Annotated in this window: 8 protein-coding genes; all 8 read left to right on the top strand. The window is 39.7% G+C overall.

Translation table 11 applies throughout. The features are described from left to right. Window positions 1–426, top strand: a 426-nt coding sequence (locus tag H5975_RS06815) for a DUF933 domain-containing protein (protein WP_204785416.1), incomplete at its 5' end; no start/stop codon positions are given. Between the two features lie 30 nt (window positions 427–456). Next, window positions 457–1,236 (top strand): DUF1129 family protein, encoded by a 780-nt coding sequence (locus tag H5975_RS06810; protein ID WP_204785417.1) that lies wholly within the window; start codon window positions 457–459, stop codon window positions 1,234–1,236. A gap of 89 nt (window positions 1,237–1,325) precedes the next feature. Then, a complete protein-coding gene (gene guaB, locus H5975_RS06805) occupies window positions 1,326–2,468 on the top strand; it encodes an IMP dehydrogenase (protein ID WP_204785415.1) in 1,143 nt (380 codons plus the stop codon). 147 nt (window positions 2,469–2,615) lie between these two features. Further along, window positions 2,616–3,305: a response regulator transcription factor gene (locus tag H5975_RS06800; protein WP_178661195.1), complete on the top strand. Its 690-nt coding sequence runs from the start codon at window positions 2,616–2,618 to the stop codon at window positions 3,303–3,305. Window positions 3,306–3,428: 123 nt separating this feature from the next. Continuing rightward, complete coding sequence (locus H5975_RS06795) at window positions 3,429–4,586, top strand: sensor histidine kinase (RefSeq protein WP_204785414.1); 1,158 nt, start codon at window positions 3,429–3,431, stop codon at window positions 4,584–4,586. After that, entirely contained in the window at window positions 4,570–5,769 is a 1,200-nt protein-coding gene (locus tag H5975_RS06790) for a D-alanyl-D-alanine carboxypeptidase family protein (RefSeq protein WP_204785413.1), read from the top strand. Before H5975_RS06795 ends, H5975_RS06790 begins: the two co-directional genes overlap by 17 nt. Before the next feature lie 220 nt (window positions 5,770–5,989). Then, window positions 5,990–6,778: an AzlC family ABC transporter permease gene (locus H5975_RS06785; RefSeq protein WP_239459555.1), complete on the top strand. Its 789-nt coding sequence runs from the start codon at window positions 5,990–5,992 to the stop codon at window positions 6,776–6,778. Between the two features lie 8 nt (window positions 6,779–6,786). Beyond that, window positions 6,787–7,197 (top strand): AzlD domain-containing protein, encoded by a 411-nt coding sequence (locus tag H5975_RS06780; RefSeq protein ID WP_428832687.1) that lies wholly within the window; start codon window positions 6,787–6,789, stop codon window positions 7,195–7,197. Window positions 7,198–7,326: the final 129 nt, after the last annotated feature.

Here is a 7,326-nt window from a genome sequence, read left to right as displayed (position 1 = left end):
ATTAAGGAACATGTCAATGGTGAAGGTGAAGTTATTGGGGTTGCCGCTGCAGCTGAAGAATCAATTGCAGAAATGGATGATGATGAAAAGGCTGATTTTCTTGAAATGGAAGGTGTTAAGGAACCAGGTTTGAACCGCTTAATTCGGGTAGCTTATAAATTATTGGGACTTGAAACCTTCTTTACTGCAGGTGGTCCTGAAACTCGGGCATGGACATACCGAAAGGGAACTAAGGCACCACAAGCAGCGGGGATTATTCACTCTGACTTTGAACGAGGCTTTATTCGTGCTGAAGTAATGAGCTTTGATGATCTGGATAAATTAGGTTCTGCTGCTAAGGTGAAGGAAGCTGGAAAACTGCGTCTGGAAGGTAAAGACTACGTGATGCAGGATGGAGACATTGTTGAATTCCGCTTCAATGTTTAATTGATAATTAACGGATAAGAGAGGAGTTACATCGTGAGCGAACAACCACGGAATGCTGCTGCTGGACAACGGCAAAAGCAATACATTAAAGAAAATAATAAAGAAGCTGGAAAGTTATTTAGTGAATATGGACTTACTCGTAAGAATGAAGAGTTTATGTACCAGCTTAACAAACAGTTAGACGCTAAAAAGGTAGCTGCTGATAAGAAGAAAACCTGGATCAATGAGACGGTTGCCAAATTACAAGAAGGTCAGAAAAAGGGACAAACCGCAAAAGCATTGTTTGGTACCCCTACTACCTATGTAGATGAATTATTGAATCCTAAGAAGAAGGAGCCAACAGTTCAAGGTAACAATAACTTTGGATTATTAGCCCTGGATAATGGGATGATGTTCTTTGCAATCTTCTCATTTATGTTTGGTTTAATTTCATTTATTAACCCAAACTCACTTAGTCAAAATGGTCACTATGGTAGTTCTGGATTAACGGCAATTTTGATTGTTGCCATCGCCGGTGGATTATTATTCGGGTACATTGCTAAAATCATGGCACCATACAAGGATAAGAAGACTGGCAAGGTCGTTCAACGTAGTTTATGGATGCGTATCGGTATGATCGTAGTTGCTTTTGCAATTTGGATTGGTATCTATACAGTGACAGCCTTCTTACCAAACAGCATCAACCCTCAAACCAATAAGTGGGTTTACATTATCTTAGGGATTGTTATTTTTGGTGCTGACCTATACTTACGGACAAGATTTAACATTGTTAATAACGTCTTTGCTGGTCAACCACGAACGAAAAAATAATTTTTAGATTTTATCAAATTTTCCTTGACCTGAAGTGAATTTCCTAGTAGGTTAAATACTAACAAAATTCATAAAGGAGTGTATATTTGATGTCAAATTGGGATACAAAGTTCGCAAAAAAGGGTTTAACCTTCGACGATGTACTCTTAATTCCTGCAGAAAGTCACGTTTTACCGAACGAAGTTGATTTGAGTGTACAATTAGCGAAGAACATTAAGCTAAATGTACCATTTATCAGTGCTGGTATGGATACCGTTACTGAAAGCTCAATGGCAATTGCCATGGCTTTACAAGGTGGAATGGGTGTTGTCCACAAGAACATGTCCATCCAAGCGCAAGCTGGTGAAGTATCAACTGTCAAGGGTGTTTCTCTTGCTGGTAACTTTGACAAAGCTGCTACTGATGATCAAAATCGCTTGTTAGTAGCTGCTGCCGTTGGGGTCACTTCCGACACCTTCGAACGTGCCGAAGCCCTACTAAAGGTGGGTGCTGATGCGATTGTAATTGATACCGCACACGGTCATTCTGCTGGTGTATTACGGAAGATCGCTGAAATTCGTGATCATTTCCCAGACGTCACTTTAATTGCTGGTAACGTGGCAACTGCTGAAGGAACAAAGGCACTTTTCGATGCTGGAGTCGATGTAGTTAAGGTTGGTATTGGACCTGGCTCTATTTGTACAACACGGGTAGTTGCTGGTGTTGGTGTCCCTCAAATTACAGCCATTTATGATGCAGCTTCAGTTGCTCGTGAGTATGGTAAAACCATCATCGCTGACGGTGGTATTAAGTACTCTGGTGACATTGTAAAGGCCTTAGCAGCTGGTGGTAATGCCGTAATGCTTGGTTCAATGTTCTCTGGTACTACTGAAGCACCTGGTGACGTCTTTGAAGACAATGGTAAGAAGTACAAGGCATACCGTGGAATGGGATCTGTTGGTGCGATGGCACAATCTCATGGTTCTTCCGACCGTTACTTCCAAGGCGGGGTTAACGAAGCTAACAAGCTCGTTCCAGAAGGAATTGAAGCCCGGGTTGAATACAAGGGTGATGTTGCTGACATTATTTTCCAAATGGTTGGTGGCTTACGTTCTGGTATGGGATACTGTGGTGCCCCTGACATTCAAATCTTAATTGACAAAGCCCAATTTGTTCAAATTACTAATGCTGGTTTACGTGAATCTCATCCGCACGATGTTCAGATCACGAAGGCAGCTCCAAACTACAAATAAAATTTGACATTAAAAAAGCTGTGACCGTGTCACAGCTTTTTCTTTTGCAAAGTAAATAATTGGTAAAGCCACTCTGGATCTGGGGAATTATTATGATGAACAGTGTATAATTAAAGCAGTTATATTCTCGCTAGAGGGGGAACCACGATGAAAATATTAGTTGTAGATGACGATAAGGAAATCGTTCAATTGCTTGAAATCTATGTTCGTAATGAGGGATATGAACCTGTTGCAGCCTACAATGGCAAGGATGCGTTGACCAAGTTAAACACCACCCCAGACATTGGATTGGTAATTCTTGACTTGATGATGCCAGAAATGGACGGAATGGAAGTTATTAAACGAATTCGTAAGGATTCTTCTATTCCGATTCTGGTTCTATCTGCCAAAACAGCGGATATGGACAAGATTCAAGGGCTCATTACCGGAGCGGATGATTATGTCACGAAACCATTCAACCCGCTTGAGGTGATGGCACGGGTACGTTCATTATTACGGCGTAGTGAAGGTCAAATGACTAATGACCAACCAGATATTTTAAATGTAGGTCCACTGCAAATTAATAAGGATTCCCATGAAGTAAAGACGATTAAAGGAGACACGATTCAGTTAACTGCCTTGGAATTTGGGATTCTATATTTGTTGGCATCCCATCCTAACCGGGTTTTCTCGGCAGATGATATTTTTGAACGAGTTTGGCAACAAGAATCGGTGGTTTCTGCCAAAACGGTCATGGTTCATGTGAGCCACTTGCGGGACAAGATTGAAGCAGCCACTGGCGGTGAAAAAGTGATTGAAACCGTCTGGGGTGTTGGTTATAAAGTTGAAGCCCATTAATATGTTAGAAGGAGCTTGATGGTGAGTGAAAGAGCACTGCTATCGTGCTCTTTTTTAGTAGGTTTTCAGCGATAAACAATCTAATGGTATAATGTGGCGTGAATTTAAAGAATTGGGGATAGAATGTTGAAATTAACTGCACGTGAAAAGGGTGCGCTCTTTTTTGAGGGAATCATCACGGTAATTTTATTAGTGCTAATTAATTTAGCATTAATTATAATCATTCAAAATGTGATCCAGACTAATCAGGGCGTTGCCAGTGGGATATTTATTATTAAACAGTCATTGAAGATAGGACCGCTGCAAACCCAGATTTGGTCATATCAACGAATTGTCATTGTGATCTTTATCGTCATTGATATTTTTGTTGTCTGGTGGCGCCTGTTACGACGGTACCATCAATACCAAATCAACCATATTATTAAAGAACTTCATTACATTGCCCAAGGGCACCTGGATCATCGGATTCCGTTTCGGCTCAAGGGACGTACTCAAAACGTGGTAACGAGTGTTAATGCACTGGTTGATAGTGCAGTACAGTCAATGAATGATGAACGGCAAATTGAAAAGTCCAAAGATGAATTAATTACCAATGTGAGCCATGATTTGCGGACCCCATTAACCAGTATTATTGGCTACCTGCGGTTAATTGAAGATAAGCAGTATCATTCTGAAGAAGACATCCTGAAATACTCACACATTGCTTATGAAAAGGCTAAGCAAATGAAGAATATGGTGGAAGACCTCTTTGAATATACTAAGGTTCAACAGCACGGGGCACCTGTTAATATTATGTCGGTCGATCTTGGACAACTCCTAGAACAGGTAAGTGCAAGTTTCGAATTAGAAGGCGAAAATAAGGGAATACAGGTTTCATCTCAAACAACACCGTCACCATTAATGATTGATGCCGATCCAGAAAAATTAGGACGGGTCTTTAGTAATTTAGTTGCCAATGGTATCAAATATGGACACGGTGCTAGTTACATCAAACTTAATGCTCAACAACATGGTGATAATGTAGTTGTTACAGTAGCTAATGATGGAGAGCCAATCCCTAAAGAATCCATTGCTCATCTTTTCGAACGTTTCTATCGGGTTGAAGCATCCCGTTCCAAGGCTACAGGTGGTACTGGTTTAGGTCTTGCAATCGTCAAAAGTGTTGTTGATTTGCATCATGGAACGGTACAAGTTAAATCTGATGATCATGAGACTGCTTTTATCGTAACGTTACCAACTAAACAAGGAGATTCAAAAAAGAATAATGCTCAAATACATTAGACATTTGATCATATATACCTTTCTAAGTCTATTAATGATCTGTGGCATAGTTAGTTATCCAACTTCAGGAAAAGCAGCAGTTGCCGCAAATGCTGCAATTGCTGTTGATGCACAAACAGGTCAGGTTTTGTACCAGCAAAATGCTGATAAAAGATTAGCAGTAGCTTCAATGAGTAAACTGCTTACTATTGCAGTTATTGAGCATGAAATTGATGCCGGACGCTTAAAATGGTCTAGCCAAGTCAAAATCACCCCTGCTGAAGCCAAATTATCAAGGGCAAGCGGTTATTCAAATGTGCCGCTTCAGTCTGGAAAAAGCTATACCGTTAAAGAATTGACTGATGCTGCGCTAATTAAATCTGGTGATGCTGCTACCATTGCACTTAGTCGTGCGGAAGGTAAAAATACGCAACAGTTTGTTCAACAAATGGGTGCTGAAGCGCAACGCATTGGTTTATCTAATTATCGGTTATATAATGGGGTTGGTCTTGAAAATAAAGATATGGCAAGCTTTAAACTTGCACGAACTGCTGGTTCGGCTGAAAACGAGATGACTGCCCGCGATGTTGCTAAACTTTCTCGCTACCTCATTAACAACTATCCATCCATTTTAAAAATTACTAAACAACGGGTTTTGAAGTGGGACGGTAAAACTTATCAGAATGGGAATGAATTGTTAGCTGGTAATTCCAATGCACCACGCCAAGTCAAAGTAGATGGTTTAAAAACCGGTACCTCAGACAAAGCAGGGCAATGCCTCGCATCTACAGGGGTTTATAATGGACATCGGATTATTACCGTTGTGATGCATGCTGGTGATCGGTTTACTCAAACTAAAGAAGTTTACCAGGAAGTGTTTACCAAGTGGACTCCTAATAATGGTAAGCAATCGTTGCGGGTGAATGTTGAACATGGTCAAAAAAAGCAGGTTGTAGTTCAAACCAAGCAAAATGTCACCGTTTGGCAACCCAAAGGTCAAAGAATCAAGCCAGAATTAGTTGCAAGTAAGGCATATCGCGGTGACCAAGGGTTAAAAGCACCACTAAAGAAAAATAACAGTGTTGGTAAAATTACATTTAAAGGGTTAACCAACATTAATGGTCAACCACTGCAAATTGGGGCGTATCCTGCAGAAGAAGTAAATCGTTCCGGTATTTTAGGATGGCTTGAAACCTTCTTTTAACAAATTCTTAAATAATTAATTAAATGTAAGAGTTTACACTAGATATTCAGCAAATTTTAAATATGATAAACTATTTAAGGATATAATTTTGCGTCAGCAAGATTGTGATCAGTAATTTTTTCGAGTGACTTCATATCTTTTGGAGGATTGTTCATTGCCACAGAAAGCCCATCAAATTAATCCAGAAAAACAGCCATGGCTGGAAAATTTAGGGATTGCCATGCCGCTTTGTCTTAGTTACCTCCCAATTGGGATTGCGTGTGGGATCCTACTTCACGCGGCTGGGATGAATTTCTTATTGACGTTGTTAGTATCTGTAATGGTGTTTTCCGGTGGAGCACAATTTATTTTGGCGTCTCTATTGGTTTTAGATGCACCGGTTTCCAGTATTTTTATGACATTGTTCTTCTTGGAATTGCGTTATGCATTGCTAGGATCAAGTTTGTCAAAATACTTCCGTAACGAGTCACAACGGTTCGTCTTATTATTTTCAGCATCGATGAATGACGAAAATTATGCTGTTAATTATCTAAAATTTGCGACTGATAAAAATTGGACCACGCGTGACGCATTAATGGTTGAACACTATTCATTGATTTCGTGGGCAACTGGGAATCTGATTGGTGGTTTAATCGGAAGTGCTGTTTCGATTGATTTAACCATTGTTGATTTCGCATTAACAGCGCTGTTTATTTATATGATCGTGATGCAAATTCAAAATAACATTACGTTGTTGATTTGCTTGCTATCTGTAATTACGTCGTTCTTCTTCCTGTTGCTGACTAAAAATACAATTGGGATTATTTGTTCAACGTTAGTAACTTCCTTAATTGGTTTTGCAATTGAAAACCAGGTTCGTAAGCATTCTAAACATCCAGATAAAACGTGGATTTTGAGTAAAATTAAGCGACCTCGGATTACCAAAACTACAGTTGAGGATATGGAAGGCGACAACGCGCCGGATGAAGAAAAGAAACTCAATTCTGAACTTAATGATGGAGATAAGTAATGGTTAATATGGCGAATAGTTTAGTACTGGCATCTTTAGTACCGAGTCATCATAATTTAACATACCACTTGATTGTAATTGTCATTTCAGCAATGGCAGCATTCATTCCTCGTTATTTTCCAATGCGGTTCTTTACCAACCGACCGATTCCGGAATGGTTTAATGAATGGATGAAATATGTTCCAGTGAGCTTATTTACTGCCCTGGTCGTGAAAGGAATTTTTGTTGATTCTAAGTATCGATTAGTTGTTGATCACATTCACTTATTTGGCAATTCTTTCACGGTTTATGGTCTGGCAAGCTATTTAGTAGCGGCCGTTTGTGTAGGACTCGTGGCTTACTTTACTCGATCGATGTTATCATCAGTGATTGTTGGTTTAGCAGTAGTATGGTTACTTTCAATTACTGTTGGGGTATAAGGAACCCAAAATAAAAAATTACCTAAATTTCAAGAATAAGTTAGCCACTGGACTCAAATAAATAATACTGACCAATTGATTATTGGTTGATGGAGCTGTGATATCTCTTGGTAGAAAGCCTTACGATAG

The sequence above is a fragment of the Limosilactobacillus coleohominis genome (assembly GCF_016901675.1).
Lineage (GTDB): Bacteria > Bacillota > Bacilli > Lactobacillales > Lactobacillaceae > Limosilactobacillus > Limosilactobacillus intestinavium.
The sequence above is the reverse complement of the archived record's forward strand: the minus strand, read 5'-3'. Positions and strand labels throughout refer to the sequence as shown.

Excerpts from the sequence above, each read along its gene's own strand:
- H5975_RS06800 (WP_178661195.1), top strand. The coding sequence starts at position 2,616 with ATGAAAATATTAGTTGTAGATGACGATAAGGAAATCGTTCAATTGCTT.
- H5975_RS06795 (WP_204785414.1), top strand. The coding sequence starts at position 3,429 with ATGTTGAAATTAACTGCACGTGAAAAGGGTGCGCTCTTTTTTGAGGGA.
- H5975_RS06780 (WP_428832687.1), top strand. The coding sequence starts at position 6,787 with ATGGCGAATAGTTTAGTACTGGCATCTTTAGTACCGAGTCATCATAAT.
- H5975_RS06790 (WP_204785413.1), top strand. The coding sequence starts at position 4,570 with ATGCTCAAATACATTAGACATTTGATCATATATACCTTTCTAAGTCTA.
- H5975_RS06785 (WP_239459555.1), top strand. The coding sequence starts at position 5,990 with ATGCCGCTTTGTCTTAGTTACCTCCCAATTGGGATTGCGTGTGGGATC.
- guaB (WP_204785415.1), top strand. The coding sequence starts at position 1,326 with ATGTCAAATTGGGATACAAAGTTCGCAAAAAAGGGTTTAACCTTCGAC.